At 42.1% G+C, this 18538-nt stretch carries 17 protein-coding genes and 1 riboswitch; of the genes, 15 read left to right on the top strand and 2 right to left on the bottom strand.

The genetic code is table 11. The annotated features are described in order from the left end of the window. Positions 1-14 precede the first annotated feature (14 nt). The gene (locus tag OGM16_17500) at positions 15-1727 is read right to left on the bottom strand and encodes an IS1634 family transposase (protein ID UYJ46546.1); all 1713 of its coding nucleotides are present in this window, start codon (positions 1725-1727) and stop codon (positions 15-17) included. Positions 1728-1993: 266 nt separating this feature from the next. After that, a riboswitch (FMN riboswitch) is annotated at positions 1994-2108 on the top strand. A gap of 326 nt (positions 2109-2434) precedes the next feature. Here OGM16_17500 and ribD point away from each other — a divergent pair. The 4 genes from ribD to ribE all read left to right on the top strand — a co-directional run bounded on the left by ribD (position 2435) and on the right by ribE (position 6039). Further along, on the top strand, positions 2435-3523 hold the full coding sequence (ribD, locus tag OGM16_17495; protein ID UYJ48504.1) for a bifunctional diaminohydroxyphosphoribosylaminopyrimidine deaminase/5-amino-6-(5-phosphoribosylamino)uracil reductase RibD: 1089 nt from the start codon (positions 2435-2437) through the stop codon (positions 3521-3523). Next, the gene (locus OGM16_17490) at positions 3504-4175 is read left to right on the top strand and encodes a riboflavin synthase (protein UYJ46545.1); all 672 of its coding nucleotides are present in this window, start codon (positions 3504-3506) and stop codon (positions 4173-4175) included. Before ribD ends, OGM16_17490 begins: the two co-directional genes overlap by 20 nt. Positions 4176-4255: 80 nt before the next feature. Then, complete coding sequence (locus OGM16_17485; GenBank protein UYJ46544.1) at positions 4256-5473, top strand: bifunctional 3,4-dihydroxy-2-butanone-4-phosphate synthase/GTP cyclohydrolase II; 1218 nt, start codon at positions 4256-4258, stop codon at positions 5471-5473. Between the two features lie 98 nt (positions 5474-5571). Continuing rightward, the gene (gene ribE, locus OGM16_17480; protein UYJ46543.1) at positions 5572-6039 is read left to right on the top strand and encodes a 6,7-dimethyl-8-ribityllumazine synthase; all 468 of its coding nucleotides are present in this window, start codon (positions 5572-5574) and stop codon (positions 6037-6039) included. 55 nt (positions 6040-6094) lie between these two features. Here the strand turns inward: ribE and OGM16_17475 are convergent, their stop codons facing one another. Then, positions 6095-6754, bottom strand: coding sequence for a GntR family transcriptional regulator (locus OGM16_17475; GenBank protein UYJ46542.1), 660 nt, complete (start codon positions 6752-6754; stop codon positions 6095-6097). Positions 6755-7130: 376 nt separating this feature from the next. On the opposite strand from OGM16_17475, the gene OGM16_17470 reads away from it, so the two are divergent. From OGM16_17470 to OGM16_17420, 11 genes are all read left to right on the top strand, one after another. After that, complete coding sequence (locus tag OGM16_17470; protein UYJ46541.1) at positions 7131-7817, top strand: cyclase family protein; 687 nt, start codon at positions 7131-7133, stop codon at positions 7815-7817. A gap of 127 nt (positions 7818-7944) precedes the next feature. Next, on the top strand, positions 7945-8859 hold the full coding sequence (locus OGM16_17465) for a ketopantoate reductase family protein (protein UYJ46540.1): 915 nt from the start codon (positions 7945-7947) through the stop codon (positions 8857-8859). Between the two features lie 33 nt (positions 8860-8892). After that, positions 8893-9357 (top strand): YhcH/YjgK/YiaL family protein, encoded by a 465-nt coding sequence (locus tag OGM16_17460; GenBank protein UYJ46539.1) that lies wholly within the window; start codon positions 8893-8895, stop codon positions 9355-9357. Between the two features lie 229 nt (positions 9358-9586). Continuing rightward, complete coding sequence (locus OGM16_17455) at positions 9587-10591, top strand: TRAP transporter substrate-binding protein (GenBank protein ID UYJ46538.1); 1005 nt, start codon at positions 9587-9589, stop codon at positions 10589-10591. Then, positions 10591-11070 carry a TRAP transporter small permease gene (locus OGM16_17450; protein ID UYJ46537.1) on the top strand — a complete coding sequence of 160 codons (480 nt, stop codon included), beginning with the start codon at positions 10591-10593 and terminating at the stop codon, positions 11068-11070. The genes OGM16_17455 and OGM16_17450 overlap by 1 nt, the downstream gene beginning before the upstream one ends. 3 nt (positions 11071-11073) lie before the next feature. Further along, a complete protein-coding gene (locus tag OGM16_17445) occupies positions 11074-12378 on the top strand; it encodes a TRAP transporter large permease (GenBank protein ID UYJ46536.1) in 1305 nt (434 codons plus the stop codon). A gap of 282 nt (positions 12379-12660) precedes the next feature. After that, positions 12661-13668 carry a deoxyguanosinetriphosphate triphosphohydrolase gene (locus OGM16_17440; protein ID UYJ46535.1) on the top strand — a complete coding sequence of 336 codons (1008 nt, stop codon included), beginning with the start codon at positions 12661-12663 and terminating at the stop codon, positions 13666-13668. A 34-nt stretch (positions 13669-13702) separates the two neighbouring features. After that, positions 13703-15592, top strand: coding sequence for a DNA primase (dnaG, locus tag OGM16_17435; protein UYJ46534.1), 1890 nt, complete (start codon positions 13703-13705; stop codon positions 15590-15592). A gap of 17 nt (positions 15593-15609) precedes the next feature. Continuing rightward, positions 15610-16719, top strand: a complete 1110-nt coding sequence (gene rpoD / locus OGM16_17430; protein ID UYJ46533.1) for an RNA polymerase sigma factor RpoD — start codon at positions 15610-15612, stop codon at positions 16717-16719. A gap of 62 nt (positions 16720-16781) precedes the next feature. Further along, the gene (locus OGM16_17425; protein ID UYJ46532.1) at positions 16782-17558 is read left to right on the top strand and encodes a class I SAM-dependent methyltransferase; all 777 of its coding nucleotides are present in this window, start codon (positions 16782-16784) and stop codon (positions 17556-17558) included. Continuing rightward, positions 17545-18354 (top strand): Nif3-like dinuclear metal center hexameric protein, encoded by an 810-nt coding sequence (locus OGM16_17420; GenBank protein ID UYJ46531.1) that lies wholly within the window; start codon positions 17545-17547, stop codon positions 18352-18354. The genes OGM16_17425 and OGM16_17420 overlap by 14 nt, the downstream gene beginning before the upstream one ends. Positions 18355-18538 lie beyond the last annotated feature (184 nt).

Raw genomic sequence — 18538 nt, 5'->3', positions numbered from 1 at the left:
TGCTAAGCCATGGACTAAAATCTATGGCTCAGCACTTTTTTAATATCGGTATTACCCATAAAATAAGAGGTTAATGGAAGTCCGGTATGATCGGAAAAAAACTTTATAAAAGAAGAATTCCGTGATAAGTTTATATATTTTCGGTCAGATATTTTTGCAACTCTGAAGTCACGTATGAAATCAAATATCTCTTCGGTACCATACTGGTTTTTTAAGATGTGTATCTGTAAGATCCTGGTCAGCAGTACCGCAAGGTAACAAATGAGGAAATGTCCGGTGATCGTTTCCTGTTTTTGTAAATATACAGGTCTTGCATCAAGCTGGGATTTCATGACACGGAAAGATTCTTCAATGCGCCAGAGATTATGGTAGGCAGCATACACCTTGGACGCAGCCATGTGGATCTCTGAAGTAACGATCATGTTATAACCTGCAAATTTGCGGGCATTCTCAATGGATTTTTCGTTTATTTCAACTTTTACAGCACCCTCTGTTTCTTCTCCCTTTTTATTAGTGGGAATAAAAGAAACATATTTAGAACTATCGCCATATTCGGATCTTTTTGCCTGACTGGCTTTGAGCTTCTTTGCTTTCTCGACCTGCCGGTTTATTTCATATTTCTGTTTTGCGGCAAGTTTTGGATTGAATGTTACGATCCGTTTTTCTGTAAGTTTTACTGTTTTTTTATGTCCAGCGGTATCTGTGTAGGAATAAGAAAAATCATCTACGCATTCCTTGATACGGTACAGTATCTCTCCTCTTTTGTTCTTAACGTCTGCATAGTCATTTTCAAGCAGGACCCATGTTTTTTCCGTCTCAGGAAGAGTTTTTACAGATTTGGAGAAGATGTATCCATCGCCAGCTTTCAATGCGTGTGCGATGTTATTAAAGCAGTTAAGTCCCTTATCCGCGATCTGGATCGTTCTGCCGGATATGTGACTGCGTTTTTTAAGATCATCAATGATGTTGCGTATAACGGGTTTTTCACTTTCATTCCCAGGATACATTTTCATACCGATAGGGATCTGGTTGGCATCCAGGAGCAGGCCCATACCGACGATCGGTTCCCTGCGGTTTTCTTTTGAGGGGCCTTTCAGTCGGAAATCATCTTCTTTATCAATCTCAAAGTAAAAGTTTGTACAATCAAAGTATGTGTGGACCGTATCAAGCGGATATGTCTGATTGATCTGGTGGTTATAGATCTCGATCACCTTTTCGTATTCGGAGCCAATGTACTCCAGACCGGAATACAGCTGGTCCAGTGAAAAATCGTGGTTTTCAAAGAGATTTGGGATAACCTCATCATAAGTTTTTGATTTCGAACAGGGATGGACTGTTCTTGCATAAATTAAAGCAGACATCATATCAAAAATGTTAAATCTGAAATTAGTTGCCGTCTGCATGAGATCAATAAACCGCTTACAGCCGAGAGAGTCATTGATATTTTTTAAAGGAAAATACCCCAGATGTTTTTCGGGAGACACATCGGAGATCTGTTGTTCTTTTTCTGCCTGTTTTTTCTGTTTGCATTTCTGATTAAGTTTCTGGACCTCTTTGGTAAAAACAGCAATCGGATCCTCAATGCCGGTAGCCTGAAGTTCGTGTACATACCCCAGAGGTTTGTAAGAACGATGAGCACCGCATTTTCGAGTAGGATCATAATAACTTTCGTAGATCTGTAAATAAGTACCCTTTTTATTGTTTGTTTTCTTTAAGAAATAAGACATATAAATCACCCTTCTCCATTATAACACTATAGCACTATATATGCAAAGGGTAAAAACAAACTTTGTCAAATATTTTTAGCAACAAAAAAACCAGCAAATATGTCGGTTTATAATAAAAGGGGGATTTTATTATTCCCAAAAGTAATAGTGCTAAATCCTAAAGACGGGTATTTACTGGAATGATGGTCAGCTGTTGATTACAAAAGCAGGAAGATTTCTATTGCAATTTCCGGAAAATAGTATTATAGTTATAACTAACAAGTGCATATGATCTTCAGGGCAGGGTGAGATTCCCTACCGGTGGTATAGCCCACGAGCCGCAAGGTATGATTCGGTGAGATTCCGAGGCCGACAGTATAGTCTGGATGAAAGAAGATAGAGAACGGGATAAAAGATACGGTAGAATGCAGTATCAGATATTTGTTGGATATCAGCTCTGGAACAGTGATTGTTTCAGAGCTTTTTAGTTTTTAAAGAATGTCTGGGCTGGCTGAAAAGTTTTCTGAATTTCCAAATTTTTACAAAAAACGCTCTGGAGAATGAGATAGGCTCCGGGGCGTTTTTTCATTGCCATACATATTAGAATTGCCCCAGCATCTTATGATGTGAACGTGCTAATGGCACATGTGCCGGTTAAACGTTTAGGAGAGCAGCAAGGAGGCGGACGTTTGAAAACTACAGAAAATTACAGTGAAGACGAAAAATATATGGTTTTAGCTATGGAACTGGCAAAGAAAGGATATGGTTATACAGCTCCCAATCCAGTGGTTGGTGCAGTGATCGTAAAAAACGGCTGTATCATTGGCCAGGGATATCATGAGAAATATGGAGAACCCCATGCAGAGCGGAATGCATTAGCTTCCTGTACCCAGTCACCAGAAGGGGCAACCATTTATGTAACATTAGAGCCCTGCTGCCATCATGGCAAACAACCCCCCTGTACAGATGCAATCATAGAAGCAGGTATCGGCCGGGTAGTGACTGGTTCCGGGGATCCAAATCCGTTAGTGGGAGGAAAAGGAATCCAGATTTTGAGGGACCACGGAATACAGGTAACAGAGCATGTACTGAGAGAAGAGTGCGACAGGTTAAATCAGGTATTTTTTCACTATATCCAGACGGGACGCCCTTATGTGACCATGAAGTACGCTATGACAATGGATGGAAAGATCGCTGCTTATACCGGCGCTTCCAGGTGGGTGACCGGGGAAGAAGCCAGACATCATGTACATGAACAGCGAAAGAAAAATACAGCGATCATGGTAGGTATCGGTACAGTGCTTGCAGATGATCCTATGCTTAACTGTCGTATAGAAGGGGGAAGAAATCCTGTCCGCATTATCTGCGATACCCATTTAAAGATGCCTCTTACCTCAAAGATCGTAAAAACGGCAAAAGATATTCCTACCATTATTGCCTGTTGCGTACCAGATGAAGAACTGCAAAAGCCCTATAAAGAAGCTGGCTGCAAAATACTTTTAACAGAGAAAAATATGGGTCACATTAACCTGGATCTTCTTATGGAACAACTGGGAAGGGAGAAGATAGACAGTATCCTGTTAGAAGGAGGAGGCACTCTTAACTGGGCGGCGTTAGAGGCTGGGGTTGTCCAGAAAATACAGGCATATATAGCACCAAAGCTTTTTGGTGGGATAACAGCTAAGACTCCGGTAGAAGGAAGAGGAGTGGAAGAACCGGATCAGGCTTTTTTCCTCAGACATAAAAAGATAAGTGTTCTGGGAGAAGACCTGCTTGTGGAAGGAGAGATAGAGAGAAATGTTTACAGGGATCATTGAAGAAAAAGGTATCATCAGTAAGATCATGAAAACTGACAGCCAGGCAGTCCTTACCATAAAGGCCAGTAAGATCATGAACGATATCCATAAAGGAGACAGCATTGCAGTAAATGGGATCTGTCTTACGGTTACAGCATTTTCTAAGAATGAATTCCAGGCAGATGTAATGCATGAAACATTAAACCGCACTTCTCTTAAAATGTTAAAGCCGGGAAGCAGCGTGAATCTGGAGCGGGCCATGGCAGCGGACGGCAGGTTTGGAGGTCATATTGTATCGGGGCATATTGATGGAACTGGAAAGATCACAGAAATAAAAGAAGACAGTCTGGCAATCTGGTATACCATAGAAGCATCGCCTGAAATACTTCGCTATATTGTGGAAAAGGGGTCAGTTGCTATTGATGGTATCAGCCTTACAGTAGCGAAAGTAACACAGACAACTTTTTCTGTTTCTACGATTCCCCATACACGAAAGATCACCACACTGGGAGAACGTAAAAAAGGTGATATGGTCAATCTGGAAAATGATATTGTAGGAAAATATGTGGAAAAGTTTACAAATGAGATAAAACCTCATGAAACAGCGATAAATACAAGTGAGAAAAAAAATCAGGGGATAACCAGAGAGAAACTGGCACATTATGGGTATTGATTAAAAGTTCCGGGAGTGTGCCTGATAAAAGATCAACCATAAAGATATTGAAATATATTGCAGCAGAGAGGAGAATTATCATGGATCAGACAAAGAATACAGAAAATGGATTTAATACAGTGGAGGAAGCGTTAGAAGATTTAAGACAGGGAAAACTGATCCTTGTTACTGACGACCCAGACAGGGAAAATGAAGGAGATTTTATCTGTGCGGCAGAATATGCAACTACAGAGAATATTAATTTTATGGCAGTACACGGAAAGGGACTGATCTGTATGCCTATGTCAGAAGCTTTTGTGGAAAAATTAAAACTGCCACAGATGGTGACGACAAATACAGATAATCATGAAACTGCATTTACTGTATCGATCGACTGTGTGGATACCACCACTGGAATTTCCGCTGCAGAGCGTTCTGTTACAGCCATGCGGTGTGTGGCAGAAGATGCAAAACCGGAAGATTTCAGAAGACCGGGCCATATGTTCCCGCTTCTTGCAAAGAAAAACGGTGTTTTAGAGCGCAATGGCCATACAGAAGCAACGGTTGATCTGTGCCGGCTGGCTGGTTTAAAGGAATGTGGTCTTTGCTGTGAGATCATGAAAGAAGATGGAACTATGATGCGTACCCCGCAGTTAAAGGAGCTGGCGAAAAAATGGAATATTAAATTTATTACCATTAAAGATCTCCAGGAGTACAGAAAAGTCCATGAACATCTGGTTGAGCAGGTGACTATAACGAAAATGCCTACAAAATATGGAGAATTTACGGCTTATGGATATATAAACCGGTTAAATGGTGAACATCATGTAGCGCTGGTAAAGGGTGACATAGGAAATGGCGAAAACGTGCTTTGCAGAGTCCATTCAGAATGCCTTACAGGTGATGTGTTCGGGTCCCTGCGCTGTGACTGTGGCCAGCAGTTTGCATCAGCCATGACCCAGATTGAAAAAGAAGGCAGAGGCATTGTGCTGTATATGCGTCAGGAAGGCAGAGGCATAGGCCTGATCAATAAATTAAGAGCCTATGAGCTGCAGGAACAGGGAATGGACACATTAGAAGCAAATCTTGCTCTTGGATTTAAAGGGGATGAAAGAGAATATTATATTGGAGCCCAGATATTAAGGGATCTGGGAGTAAGGAGCATGCGTCTGCTGACCAATAACCCGGATAAAGTATATCAGTTATCTGCTTTTGGACTTAAGATCACAGAGCGTGTGCCTATCCAGATGCAGGAAACAGAATATGACCATTTTTATCTTCAGACCAAGAAAATACGTATGGGACATATGCTGCAGTAGATAATAAAGTGCAGTTCAAAATGAAAACAGCCATTTTTGAGGAAAAATGAGCGGATCACACATAAATATATACATAAAATAGAAAGGAAATAAAAAATATGCGTACATTAGAAGGAAAAGTAGTAGCAAAAGAGATTAAAGTAGGAATCGTAGCAGCCAGATTTAATGAATTTATCGTATCTAAATTAGTGGCAGGTGCCAGAGATGGTCTGCTGCGCCATGATGTAAAAGATGAAGATATTGACCTTGCATGGGTTCCAGGTGCATTTGAGATCCCGCTGATCGCATCTAAAATGGCCAAAAGCGGAAAATATGATGCAGTGATCTGCCTTGGAGCTGTTATAAGGGGAGCAACCAGTCATTATGATTATGTTTGCAGTGAGGTTTCAAAAGGAATCGCCAATGTATCTCTTTCAAGCGACATTCCGGTTATGTTTGGAGTGCTGACTACTGATAACATTGAACAGGCTATTGAGCGTGCAGGAACAAAAGCAGGAAACAAGGGCTATGACTGTGCCCTTGGAGCCATTGAGATGGTGAACCTGGTACGCCAGCTGGAAGGCTAAACAGTAAAATTCGGATCATAAACGCATAAAAGCCGCCAGATAGGCGGCTTTTGTATTATTTTCTTTCACTTTTCTTCTCATGTACCTTAAGAGGCATCATCAGATGTTCAATCATGATATTGTAAGCTTTTTGTCCATTTCCTTCTTTTACTGCATTGTAATAAGCCAGATGCTCATCTATGGTTCCCTGGATCCGGCCTTCTGCGGAAAGGGCATCCTGGGATGTTAAGTGGATCAGGTACAGCAGGCGCTGAAAGATCTGGTTAAATTCATCATTATGGAGATAATTAACGATCAGAAGATGGAACTGATGGTCATAATAAATGAAATCCTCTAATAAATCAGAATTTAATGCTTCTTCCATATTATCCAGGATCATTTTCAGGTTGTTCAGCAGCCGTTTGCCCTCTTTTGTATCTGCCTGTGAGGCGATCACAGTAGTACAGAAGCCTTCGATGGCACAGCGGATCTGGATACTGTCTTTCATATCCTTTTCGTTTAACTGACGGATCATAAAACCTTTACTTGGTATGATGGTGATATAACCGTCCTGGCTTAAACACTGGAGGGCTTCACGCATGGGGGTTCGGGAAATTCCTATTTGGGCGGACAGCTTTGTTTCGGAATAGAGCTGGCCCGGTACTAATTCACCGTTTAAAATACCATTTTTTATGGAATCGTAAGCCTGCAGCTGCAGGAAGCTTTTTTCTTTCATTTCTTGTATCCATATCCTTTTTATAATCTGTATGATATAAGGGTCAAAAATCCGACGAGGGCTTGCTTGCGGGAGTGCAAAACATGCAGTAACCCGGTATCAGAGGGGCAAAATATCTTTTACCCTCAACATCATCTGTATACAATCTTAAGGCTAAACGGTTGTGTCTGTCAAGAAGAACCCATGATTTTCCTGGCATGACAGTGGTTTGAGAAAAGGCATTATAACGAATGCATAAAATTATTATTGGAAATTTGTTGATTTTTACTTTTGGGAAAAACTTGACAGCACACCGATATACCGGTATACTGGTATACAGATAGGCAAGAAAAAGTCAGCAAAGAAAATAAAAACCAATTTTAAGGAGGAACCTGAAATGTGTGTTTACGAAATGGGTAACGTAAGAATTGTAGATCTTTCCAAGATCCTGGATCCAAAGACAGAGAGCAGAAGATGCCATCTGTTCCGCTTTAATACCGGTGGTGCTATTCCGGATTTCCACACCAATATGGATCTGATGAGCCATCTGGGAACTCATTGTGAGTGTCCTTACCATCATGATGATAACTGGCCATCTGTAGCAGAGCTGCCATTAACCACTTTCTTAGGCCGTGCAGTATATGTAGACTTTAAGGAGACTGTTGCTAAGCGTGGACATATCACTGCTGCTGATTTAGACCGTGAAGCTGGAAAGGTTAAAGAAGGAGATATCGTTATCATTGATTCTTCCTATAAGCTGTATCCATTTACACCTGATACCAACACAGATAAGGACCAGCGTCTTTTAGTTGGTGCAGAGAGTGCTGAGTGGTTCAAGGCTCACAAGGTAAAAGCAGTTGGTTTTGGTGATGGTGTTTCCATCGAAAACTGCAATGAAGATGTTAAGCCTTTCCATGACATTTTAATGGCAGAGAATATCGTATTCCTGGAAGTGTTAAGAAACTTAGAGCAGCTTAAGAAGGATGTATTCTTCATGAGCTATTCCCCACTTCCAATCCTTGGACTGGATTCCAGCCCTGTTCGTGCATATGCAATTGAAGGACTGGCTGAGTTCTCTGAATAATCAAGGATTACAAAGAGTGGATCTTAAATCAGACTGCGCCCCGGCATAAGAAAACTTTATGCAGGGCGCAATCTGATTTAAGGCATAGTAAAACGCTGAATGTGAGAATAAAAAAGGAGAAAGTAAAATGCGTATTGCAGTGATCGGTGCAGGAGCAATGGGTTCCATCTATGGCGGACATCTCTCCCAGCACAACGATGTTCTCTTAGTAGATACTAATGAAAAAGTAGTAGAGCAGGTTTCAAACAATGGTCTTCTCATTGATGAAGACGGTACCACTCATACTTATCATCCAGGTGCAGTTAGTAATACACAGGGACAAGCGCCTGCAGATTTAGTGATCCTGTTTGTAAAGGCGTTGTTTTCCAGAGCAGCATTAGAAGGGAATCGTGGTCTCATCGGACCAAACACCCGTCTCATGACTTTACAGAATGGTGCAGGACATGAAGATCTGTTAAAGGAATTTGTTGATGAAGATCATATTGTGATTGGTACAACAGAAGACAATGGTGCTGTTCTTGGAATGGGACATGTACGCCGTGGTGGAACAGGTGTTACTAATGTTGGTATGCTTGTAGAAGATAAAGAAGGTTTCCTTCTACAGTTAAAAGAAGCATTTGACCAGTGTGGTTTTAATGTAAAGATCCATGAAAATATCCAGACTCTGATCTGGGATAAACTGTTTACAAATGTTTCCTTAAGTGCCCTTACAGGTGTTCTTCAGGTAGATATGGGCTATATTGCAGCAAATGAGTATGCATGGGATCTGTGCTGCCAGCTGATCCATGAGACTGTAAAGACAGCAGCAGCAGCCGGACTGGACTTTGATGAAGAAAAAGTTCGTGAAAAAGTTAAAAATACTTCTATTAATAATCCAAAGGGATGTACATCTATCCGTGCAGACCTGCGTGATGGCAGAAAAACAGAGGTTGATACTATCAGCGGTGCTGTAGTGCGCGCAGCTCATAAGCATGGAGTTGAAGTTCCTGGTCATGAGTGTATTGTACGTCTTGTACATGCAATGGAAGGCAGAAACAAATAAAGCTAAAAAAGCTTATAATAAAGGAGAGAAAAAATGATTTTTTCATCTATTAAAAATGGTGATTCTTTTGAAAAGTACCCGGCAGCGATTCAGACTGCATTAGAGTATTTAAAGAGCCACGATTTCGCAGCTATGGAACCTGGTGTATATGAGATCCAGGGAAAAGATATCTATGCTCAGGTATTTGATGCCATGACAGAAGATGTTGCAGACAGACGTCCGGAGTCTCATGAGAAATATCTGGATGTACAGTTTTTAGTATCCGGAAGAGAACGTCTTGGATTTACCAAGAATACCGGAAACTACAAAGTAGCAGAGCACATTAAGGAAAGAGACCTGATCTTCTATGAAGCTGTGGAAGATGAAGGATATATTGAGTCCCGTCCGGGATGTTTCTGTGTATTCTTCCCATCTGATATCCATCGCCCACAGGTTATCTCCGGCGAAGCTATGAACCTGCGTAAGGTTGTAGTTAAGGTAAGTGTAGCATTGCTGTAATTAAGAGAGCAGTGTCACTGTATATGTGGAATGCATATATAAAATGAATCTTTAAAAGATAAGCAGCTTAGCATATGGTATTGGCCTGGAATACTATTTTAGGTTAATATGCTGAACTGCTATAATATTGAAAAAACGCAAAAATAAAACGCAAAAAACATGTTGACATAAGTTGACGGTAAGAAAATCTTAATATTAATTTGTAAAACCAGTAGGAGGATTTACCGGTATGTTAAAAAAAATGGCAATAGCTGTGGGGGTTATTTGCCTTATGGGTATGCTTACAGCCTGTGGACGTACTTCTGAACAGAAGGTGACAGAGATTCGCGTAGCTTTTAATCAGAACGAGAATCATCCGCAGTATCGTGCCATGAAAGCATTTGGGGAAAAATTTGAGAAGGAAACAAAGGGACGTTATCATGTAACTATTTATCCTAATGGGGTATTAGGAGAGCAGGGAGCAATGGCTGAATTTATCCGCACAGGAGCTTTACAAATGGCAATCGTGCCATGTTCTGTTCCAGAAGGATATGATCCGGACTTTGCTATTGTAGGAACACCTTATCTGTATGATAATATTGATCATCTTGAAAAAGCAACATTAAACGGGGTATTTGATGATCTGTTTGCATCTACTGAAAAATATAAATTCCGTGTACTGACTGTTTATACGGCAGGTGAGAGAAATGTATATGCAAAGAAACCGATCAATTCTGCAGATGATCTTAAAGGTATGATCATTCGTGTAAATGACAGCCCGACCTATGTAGAAATGGCAAAGCTGATGGGTGGTAATGGAAGCGTTATGGCACAGTCTGAGGTTTATACAGCACTGCAGCAAGGCGTTATTGATGCTGCTGAGAACAGTGAGCTGGTTTACCGTGATTTTAAGCATTATGAGGTTGCGCCTTACTATGCTTATACCCGTCATATTGTACATCCTGACGTAGTGCTTGCAAGTACTGCGTTCTTAAATTCCTTAAGTGACGAAGACAGAGAGATCTTCGACAGACTGATCAAGGAATCCACTGAAGAAGAATTTGAAACATTTAAACAGGATATTGAAGTAGCAAAGAAAGATGCCGAAGAAGCGGGCACCCAGTTCTGCTACCCGGATACCAGTGAACTGCGTGAGCGCTGCATGCCGCTGTTAAACAGGATTGCAAACCAGTCTGATGTGACAAAGCAGATTTATGATGCAGTAGTAGAATTAAGAGAGGAGGACAATAAATAATGAAAACATTAAAAAATGGTTTAGACCGCTTTTTAGCTTTTGTCTGTATTGTTGATTTTATTGTTATGGTCCTTCTTACGGTATATCAGGTGGTAGTACGTTACGTGTTTAAAAGCCCAAGCAGTGTCAGCGAAGTCCTTACCCGTTACTGTTTTGTATGGCTGATCCTGCTTTCAGCAACTTATGTATTCGGACAGCGTGATCATATTTGTATTACCTATTTAAAGGATAAAATGAATGGCAGCGCAAAGAGAATGTTAAATGCTGCTATTGAAGTAGTTGTCATTATCTTCTCAGCATTGATCCTGGTTTATGGTGGTTCTGTTATCACAACCATGAATATGCTGCAGTATGACTCCATCCTCAAGATTCCTACAGGAACTATTTACAGTATTATTCCTGTGTGTGGAGTACTGATCATTTTCTACAGTATCTATAATCTTATTGTAGAACTGAACAAGAAAGAAGGAGGAGAATAAGATATGTCTATTGCAGTTCAGGTTGCCCTGGTAATGGTTGTTCTTCTGGTTTTATTACTGGCAGCAGGTGTGCCGATCGGTGTGGGAATCGGACTCTCTTCCGCAGTTTCAATGATCTGTATGCTGCCATCCAATGTAGCTTTTGCAACATCTGCACAGAGGATTTTTGCAGGCTCTAACTCATTTTCACTGATCGCCATCCCGTTCTTTATTCTTGCAGGAAACATTATGAATAACGGAGGTATTGCATTAAGACTTGTAAATTGTGCAAAGGTCATCGGCGGACGTATGCCTGGTGCATTAGCACAGTCTAACGTGATCGCAAACATGCTGTTTGGTGCTATCAGTGGTTCTGGTGCAGCGGCTGCTGCAGCCATCGGAAGTACCATGGGACCTCTGGAAGAAGCAGAAGGCTATGACAAGAATTATTCTGCGGCAGTAAACGTTGCATCAGCTCCTGTTGGTATGCTGATCCCACCAAGCAATACTATGATCGTTTATTCTACGGTTGCAGGAAGCGTATCTATTTCCGCACTGTTTATGGCTGGTTATGTTCCCGGTCTGATCTGGGGGCTTGGTGTTATCATTCTGGCAACTATTACAGCAAAGAAATTAGGCTACAGAGGCGAAGCAAAGCTGACTGCCGGCATTGTATTAAAGACTTTCTGGCAGGCGATTCCAAGCCTTTTAATGATCGTTATCGTAATTGGAGGTATTCTTTGTGGTGTGTTCACTGCAACGGAAGGTTCCGCAGTAGCAGTTGTATATGCAACCGTTCTTTCCTTATTTTACGGTTCTATTAAAATTAAAGATATCCCAAGAATTGTACTGGACTCTGCGAAAATCACCGGTACTATTACTTTTATGATCGGACTTTCCTCTATTATGTCCTGGGCAATGGCATTTACCGGAATACCGGATATGGTAGCTGCAGCAGTTCTTGGTATTACAAGCAACAAGATTATTATTTTTCTGTTAATTAACATTATCCTTCTGTTTGTAGGTACTTTCATGGATCCGACACCAGCAATCCTGATCTTCACTCCAATCTTTTTGCCGATCTGCACAAGCCTTGGAATGAATGCAGTTCAGTTTGGTATCGTACTTTGCTACAATCTGTCTGTAGGCACCATTACACCTCCGGTAGGAACCATCCTGTTTACAGGCTGTAAGGTAGGCGGTGTTACTATTGAAAGTGTCATCAGCCATTTGCTGCCGTACTTTGCAATGATCATCATTGGTCTGCTGCTAGTGACCTATGTTCCGGTATTGTCACTGGGCCTGCCGTCAATGTTAGGATTACTGTAGGAAAACATGTATAAGCAAAATATCATATAGAATAATGAAACAGGCGTCATCGGAAATGTTTTCGGTGGCGTCTGTTTTTTAAATGTGTTATACTATTAAAAATGATGTTGGGGTCAAAAGGTATTTTGCCCCTCTGATACCGAATTGCTACGTGCTTTGCACTCCTGCAATTCTAAAAATATATATTTGTCATAAAATCACAACTATCGGCATACACATATACATAGCGAAAATGAAAAGATACTGCAAAGTGACTTTTCACCACAAAAGCGGGGTGACTTAGTGAACATCAGAGAATCTCAGGAAGCACTGGAACTTGTAACTTTAAGCCCGTATGCCTCTTTTTCTGCAAAAACAAAAGGCAGAGACAGGCAGGAACCTTTATGTGATATCCGCCCGGAATACCAGAGGGATAGAGACCGCATCTTGCATTGCAAAGCATTTCGACGCATGAAGCATAAAACACAGGTTTTTCTTGCACCGGAGGGAGATCATTACCGCACAAGACTTACGCACACTTTGGAGGTGTCCCAGATAGCCAGGACTATTGCAAAGGCATTACGGTTAAATGAAAGTCTCGCTGAGGCTATTGCTTTGGGACATGATCTGGGGCATACGCCTTTTGGACATTCCGGGGAAGCTGTTTTAAATAAGATCTGTGAAGATGGCTTTACCCATTATGAGCAAAGTGTACGGGTGGTAGAAAAGCTGGAAAAAAATGGAAAAGGATTAAACCTTACCTGGGAAGTGCGGGATGGGATCCGCAATCACCGCACAGCAGGTCATCCCTCTACCTTAGAAGGCGCAGTAGTCCGGCTGTCGGATAAGATCGCCTACATTAACCACGATATAGATGATGCCATCCGGGCAAAGATGTTTGAAGAAAAAGATCTTCCTTTGTGCTATACAGATGTTCTTGGCCACAGTGTCCGGGAACGCTTAAATATCATGATCCATGATATTATTTTAAACAGTCTAAACAAGCCGGGGATCTTTATGTCAGAAGGCATGGAAGAGGCTATGATGGGACTTCGCCAGTGGATGTTTGACCATGTATATAAAAATGAGATACCAAAAGCAGAAGAAGGCAGAGCCCAGCAGATGCTTTCCCAGCTTTATTTCTATTATATGGATCATGTAGATGAGCTGCCCCAGGAGTATTTAAACTTCTTAGATGCAGGAGAAAAAGTCTCCAGGGTAGTGTGCGACTACATAGCAGGCATGAGTGATATTTATGCCATAGACCAGTTTGAAAAATTATTTGTTCCAAAACGCTGGAACGTGTATTAAATGATCACAGTTGTAACAGAAGGGAGAAAAAAGCATGTACTATCCGGATGAAGTCATAGAGGAAGTAAGAATGAAGAATGACATCGTAGATGTGATTTCAGGATATGTAAAGCTGCAGAAAAAAGGAGCTAATTATTTTGGCCTTTGCCCTTTCCATAATGAAAAATCACCTTCCTTTTCCGTTTCTCCGGGAAAACAGATGTATTATTGTTTCGGCTGCGGAGCTGGGGGAAATGTTCTTACCTTTGTAATGGAATATGAAAACTATACTTTTCAGGAGGCCCTGCAGTCTTTAGCTGACCGGGCGGGAGTTACCTTGCCGAAGATGGAATACAGCAAAGAAGCCAGAGAACAGGCAGAGCTTCGCAGCAGGCTGTTAGAGGTAAATAAGCTGGCAGCCAACTATTTTTATTACCAGATGAAGCAGCCGCAGGGAGAAATGGCATACGAATATTTCCATGACAAACGAAAGCTTACTGATGAGACTATGCTGCGTTTCGGACTTGGTTATTCCAATAAGACAAGTGACGATCTGTACCGCTTTCTGAAGGACAAGGGCTATGATGATGCATTTTTAAGCCAGACGGGTCTTGTGACCATTGAAGAGAGAGGTGGGAGAGATAAATTCTGGAACCGTGTCATGTTTCCAATCATGGATGTGAATAACCGCGTCATTGGTTTTGGCGGCCGTGTAATGGGGGATGGAGAGCCAAAATATTTAAACTCTCCGGAAACAAGATTATTTGATAAAAGCCGGAATCTGTATGGACTGAATTATGCAAGGACTACCAGGGAAAAATACATGCTGGTGTGCGAAGGCTATCTGGATGTGATCTCCATGCACCAGGCGGGATTTACCAATGCAGTGGCATCTTTGGGAACTGCATTTACAAGCCAGCATGCAGGGGTTTTAAAACGCTATACAGATCAGGTGATCTTAACTTATGATAGTGATGGCGCCGGTGTAAAAGCTGCGCTGCGGGCTATTCCTATATTAAGGGATGCAGGTATTTCTGCCAGAGTGTTGAACATGAAGCCGTATAAGGATCCGGATGAATTTATTAAAAATATGGGGTCAGAGGCTTTTAAAGAGAGGATCGCCCAGGCAAAAAACAGCTTCTTATTTGAGATAGATGTATTAAAACGAAACTATCAATTAGAAGACCCGGAGCAGAAGACGAGATTTTATCAGGAAACGGCAAAGAAGCTATTACAGTTTGGAGAACCTTTGGAACGGGATAATTATATCCAGGCAGTATCCAGGGAACAGATGATAAAAGAAGAAGAGCTTCGCCAGTTAGTGAACCGTCTGGGAATGCAGATGGGCTTAAAGGCCGGTGACAGCTACAGGGAAGATACTTCCGGAAGAAGTGTTATTTCCAGGGAAAATGAAAATAGCCCAGGCAATAATACTGGACGGTTGGAGCATGGCGGTGATCCATATGTGGGACAGGCAGTGGGGCAGAACCAGATGCCCATAAAGAAAGCCGGAAGAAAGCAGGACCGGGAAGATGGCATACGAAGATCCCAAAGATTATTGCTTACCTGGCTGATCGAGAACCCGGAATTATTTGACAAGATAAATGGCATTATAACGGCTGATGATTTTGTGGAAGACCTGTATCATCAGGTGGCAGCCATGGTATTTGAAGGCCATGAAGCAGGAAATGTAAATCCGGCAGGTATTTTAAGCAGGTTCATCAATGATGAAGACCAGTACAAGGAAGTAGCGGCATTATTTAATGCCAGTTTAAAAGAATCCTTAAACAATGAGGAGCAGAAAAAGGCATTTGCGGAGACTGTGATGAAAGTAAGAAAGAACAGCCTGGACACTGCAAGCCGAAATGCGAAAGATATAGCCCAGCTGCAGGAGATCATAAAGCAGCAGGCAGCGTTAAAGCAGCTGCATATATCTTTGGATTGATTTAAGGAGGAAGCCTGATGAAAAGAACGCACAGAGAGGAATCTTTAAGCTTTAAGGAGAAAATAGCCCGGCTTTTAGCAGATGCCGGTACCGGAAAACGTCAGGTGGAGTACCGTGATGTTTTCCGGTATTTCAAACCAAAAGAGTTGAAAGAGGAGGAGCTGGACCGTGTTCTTGACATACTGGCAGAAAATCAGGTACAGATATTAGATGGGGAAGAAGAGCCGGATGATCCTGAAACAGAGCCAGAAAAGGAACTGGCAGAAAAGATGGCTCAGGCAGAAAGAGGGGCATGGGATCAGGCAGACCCGGTGTGTCTGTATTTAAAAGAAATTGGAAAGATATCTCTTCTGACTCAGGAAGAGGAGCTGGATCTGGCCATACAGATACAGGCCGGGAGCCAAGAGGCAAAGGAAAAGCTGGCAAAGGCTAACCTGCGTCTGGTGGTGAGCATTGCCAAGCATTATGCAGGGCGTGGAGTGGCATTTTTAGATCTGGTCCAGGAAGGAAATCTGGGGCTGATGCGGGCTGTGGAGAAGTTTGACTATGAAAAAGGTTACCGCTTCAGTACATATGCTACCTGGTGGATCCGTCAATCTATTTCAAGGGCAATTGCAGACCAGGCCAGAACTATCCGTATTCCGGTCCATATGGTGGAGATCATTAACCGGGTGATGCGAAGCTCCAGACGGCTTATTCAGGAATTGGGGCGGGAGCCTACAGTTCAGGAGATAGCAGACCAGGTACATATGCCGGTGAAAAGAGTAGAAGAAGTATTAAATATGGCTCAGGAGCCGGTGTCTCTTGAAACACCGGTTGGAGAGGAAGAAGATAGTCATCTGGTGGATTTTATACAGGATGAAAAAATGTCATTTCTTCAGGACGAGGCATCCTTTGTATTTTTGCATGAGCAGCTGGTAGAAGTATTACAAACACTGACACCAAGAGAACAGCAGGTATTATCCCTGCGTTTTGGGTTGTATGACGGTGAGGCAAGAACGCTGGAGGAAGTGGGAAAAAAGTTTCATGTAACCAGAGAACGGATCCGCCAGATCGAGGATAAAGCTCTTCGCAAACTGCGCCATCCAAGCAGGAGCCGGAAATTAAAGGATTATCTGGAAAGCTGATGGGTCAAAATATCGTTTGCCCCCAACATCAATATATACAGTATAGAAAGAACAGGACGGATATGACGGATAAAATTAACAATAGCGAGACAAAAAAGACAAGGCTTCGCCTTTCAGAACGGTTAAAACTGGTGGCTTCTTTTGTACCGGAAGGAAGCCGGGTCGCAGATATTGGAACAGATCATGGATATGTGCCTATTTATCTGGCAGAAACAGGAAAAATAAAAAGTGCACTGGCTATGGATGTGAGAAAAGGACCGTTAGCAAGAGCGGATGAACATATTGAAGAATACAGACGGGATGCAGGAGATGCTGCTATTTCCATAGAGACCCGTTTAAGCAATGGACTGGAAAAATTATATGCCGGAGAAGCTGATACGGTCATTATCGCAGGAATGGGTGGAGAGCTGGAGATCAGCATTTTAGAGAATGGAAAGCAATTATGGGGCAGTATCCCACATTGGATCTTTTCTCCCCAGTCAGATCTGGAGAAGTTCCGCCGTTATCTGAAGAAAAATGGCTTTTTTATTGAAGATGAAGCCATGATACTGGATGAAGGAAAGTTTTATACAGTGCTAAAAGCGGGGGTTGGTACAGAAGGAAAGGATATCGTAAGCTGTGAAACAGTTCCGGAATATCGTTTTGGGGCTGTTCTGATCAGGCGTAGGGATGCTGTTTTGAAGCAGTATCTTTTAAAAGAAGAAAAAAGAGTAGAAGGGATCTTAAAGGGCTTTGCAGGAAAAAAAGAGGAAGAGCTGACTGCAGGACAGACAGCAGCCTGCAGGACTTTAAAAGAAGAACTTTTATGTATCAGGGAGGCGCAAGATGAAATGCAGTGAAGTGATAGAGGTATTAGGCAGACTGGCTCCTGAAAGCTGTGCCTGCGACTGGGACAATCCGGGATTATTAGCAGGACGCAGTGATAAAGAGGTAAAAAAAATCTATATTGCCTTAGATGCCACAGATCAGGTGGTTGAGGCAGCCATTAAAGGGGGAGCAGATATGCTTCTGACCCATCATCCCCTTATTTTTAAAGCAATCAAAAAAGTGAATGACCAGAATTTCATTACCAGACGTCTAGTAAAATTGATCCAGGCAGATATTTCCTATTATGCCATGCACACAAATTTTGATGCAGCTCCCGGTTGTATGGCAGACCTGGCAGCTGAACGGCTTTCTTTAAAGGATACAGAGCCGTTAGAGTGTATGGGAAATATGGAAATAAATGGAAATCCTGTGGCATATGGAATTGGAAAAACAGGAAATCTGGCAGGAAAGCTGACTGTAAAAGCTCTGGCTGAAAAAGTTAAACAGGCTTTTGATCTTCCTTTTGTGCTGGTATATGGAGAAGAACTGATGGACATGGAAATAGAAAAAGTGGCTCTTTGTCCAGGTGCAGGCGGAAGCGTTATCGAAGAAGCTATCCACGCAGGTGCAAAGGCACTGGTAACAGGGGATATCAGTCATCATCAGGGAATTGATGCAGCAGCCAGAGATATAGCAGTGATCGATGCAGGGCACTATGGAATGGAGCACATTTTTATCCAGTATATGGCTGGATATCTGAAAAAAAACCTGCCATCGGATGTGGAGGTCGTTACAGCTCCATCTGCATGGCCAACTGTTCTTTTATAATTGTTGTCTTTGTGCAGCTGATGGACAATGTCCTCCCGGAGTTCAACATGCACCTGTGTTTGTGGCTGAGTTTCTGCCAGTCATGCCTGAATTTCAGAGGCGGATGCAACGCAGTCTCTCAGAAATTCTGGTATAACTGGCAAAAAATCTTCTCATAAATCAGGTATAGAAAGATTCCGGGAGA

This window comes from Lachnospiraceae bacterium, assembly GCA_025758065.1.
In the GTDB taxonomy this organism is placed as follows: domain Bacteria; phylum Bacillota; class Clostridia; order Lachnospirales; family Lachnospiraceae; genus Enterocloster.
Note: the sequence above shows the minus strand (reverse complement) of the source record. Positions and strands in the feature narration are given on the sequence as shown.